The organism is Desulfurellaceae bacterium, from assembly GCA_021296095.1.
Lineage (GTDB): Bacteria > Desulfobacterota > Binatia > Bin18 > Bin18 > JAAXHF01.
Window position 1 is genome coordinate 8,223 of the sequence record JAGWBB010000132.1, and the last position, 2,046, is coordinate 10,268.

The 2,046-nt window shown below is 64.6% G+C and carries 3 protein-coding genes; all 3 read right to left on the reverse strand.

Annotation, left to right across the window (positions count from 1 at the left end):
• A partial coding sequence (locus J4F42_20970; GenBank protein ID MCE2487994.1) for a hydroxymethylglutaryl-CoA synthase family protein occupies positions 1-455 on the reverse strand: 455 nt, incomplete at its 3' end.
• 40 nt (positions 456-495) lie between these two features.
• The gene (locus J4F42_20975; GenBank protein MCE2487995.1) at positions 496-957 is read right to left on the reverse strand and encodes a MaoC family dehydratase; all 462 of its coding nucleotides are present in this window, start codon (positions 955-957) and stop codon (positions 496-498) included.
• A 44-nt stretch (positions 958-1,001) separates the two neighbouring features.
• The coding region (locus J4F42_20980; GenBank protein ID MCE2487996.1) for an amidohydrolase/deacetylase family metallohydrolase at positions 1,002-2,046 on the reverse strand (1,045 nt) is incomplete at its 5' end.

Sequence of the window (2,046 nt, forward strand, 5' to 3'; positions counted from 1 at the left end):
ACCGCACTGCCCGCATCGCCAAACCAGTCCTCCTGGCCCTCGCCGGGCTGTCCGTCACGCACCTCGCCGGCGGCGATCAAGACCTGAGACAGGCGTCCGCTGCCAACGGCGTCCAGACCGGCGCGCAGAGCGGTCGTGGCCGAACGCAGGCTGGCGCCAAAGTCGGCGGTTTCACACTCCGGCCGCAGGTCACAGGCCGCAGCCAGAAAGCTGGCCGCAGAGCGCTGGCGGAACGGGGCCGAGGTCGAGGCAAAATACACGCCGTCAATGCCGGTCTTGCCCGTGTCTTCAAGGCAACGCTGGGCCGCCTCCATGCCCAGGGTCAGCGCGTCCTCGTCAAAGTAAATCGCCGCCCGCTCACCCCGGCCGGGACGGCGCGCCCAGGCGTGGCCGATCTTCTCCCGTTCCAGGCGATAAAAAGGGACGTGGTAGCCACAGCTGGTAATGCCGATCATGGCCGTGCCTCTGGAACCCGGGTCTTACACGTCAGCGCTATCAGCTCACGGCCGCCTCTTTTTTGCGCAGCATGCCGGCCCGCCGGCAGCGCATGACCACCTCGCCCCGCTGGTTGGTGGCCCGGTGCTCGAACATCACAATACCCCACTGCGGGCGCGACTTGGATTCGCGTTTTTCCACCACCTCGGTCTCGGCATACAGGGTATCGCCGATGAAGACCGGCTTGGGAAACTTGACCTCTTCAAAGCCGAGATTGCCGACCGTCGTGCCCAGGGTGGTATCGCCGACCGACAGGCCAACGGTCAGCCCCAGGGTAAACAGGCTGTTGACCAGCCGCTGGCCGAACTCAGCCTTCTTGGAAAATTCCGCGTCCAGGTGCAAGGGCTGGGGGTTCATGGTCATGGTCGTGAACAACAGGTTGTCGGTCTCGGTAATCGTTCGTCCCGGCTGGTGGTGAAAAATATCTCCGACGTTCAGTTCCTCAAAATGTTTGCCGGCCATAGGCTCCTCCTTCTACGCTGTCCAACACTGGCGGCCGTGCTGTCCTAGGCGGCCGACCGCTGCTGATACCAGATCCGTCCGTCTTTGACCGTCAGCTGATTCACCAGGCGTTGCCGGCCGGTCATATGATTCTGGTCGGTATCGACAAAATCAAACTCGCCCTCCTCCAGGCGCAAGACCGCCACATCGGCCACGGCGCCGGGCTTGAGCGTCCCGATCCGCCCGGCTTCACCCACCGCCCGGGCCGGGTTGGCCGTGGTGCGGATGATAACGTCCTCCAAGCTCATGCCCAGATTCAGGAGCTTGGACATGGTGGTCGGCAGGTCAAATACCGGCCCCCTGGTGGCGCTGCCCAGGGTCAGGTCGGTGGCAATCGTATCCGGAGAAAAGCCGGCGTCCAGCACCTGCTTGACAAACGGAAAGGGGAAATGCATCCGGCCGTGGGCGCAGTCGAAGAGAATCCCCTCTTTTTGGGCGTCCCAGACTTCCCGCAGGATCGCCTTTTTGTCCGGCCCCATGATGCCGTGGGTGTAGCGGTGAAAACAGTGGGTGACCACATCGCCCGGTTTCAGAAAGGACAGGATGTGCGGAATCGGCAACAGGGCATCGGTAATGTGGACCATCAGCGGCACCTCGGCCATGTCGGCCGCCTGGCGGGCCAGACGCAGCGGTTCGGTGCCGGCCGAGTCAGGCACAACGTTGTTGCTGAAGCGCAGCTTGACCCCGATGGCCAGGTCGCGATTGGCGCTGATCGTGCGCGCGCAGCCCTCGGGGTCGGCGTAGGCCAGGTGCATGAGTTCTCCGACCTGCAGGTGGATCAGGCCCAGGGCCGACAGGTGAACAAAGCACCGCAACCGCACCTGACTGCGGTCGGCGACCGACTGACGCAGGCCGGGGAAGGTCGCCGAACCGGCGCTGCCCGCGTCGATGATCGTCGTCACCCCGCTCGCCGCGCAGCGCTGATCGGTTTCGCCCCCCATGTCGTGGGCGTTGACGAAGACGTGGGCGTGCAGATCGATCAGGCCCGGACACACCAGCCCGCCGCTGACATCCCGGACCCGCACCGCTTCAGCTTCCGGGATATCCGCC

Coding starts and splice junctions, on each gene's coding strand:
- J4F42_20975 (MCE2487995.1), bottom strand. CDS start 957: ATGGCCGGCAAACATTTTGAGGAACTGAACGTCGGAGATATTTTTCAC.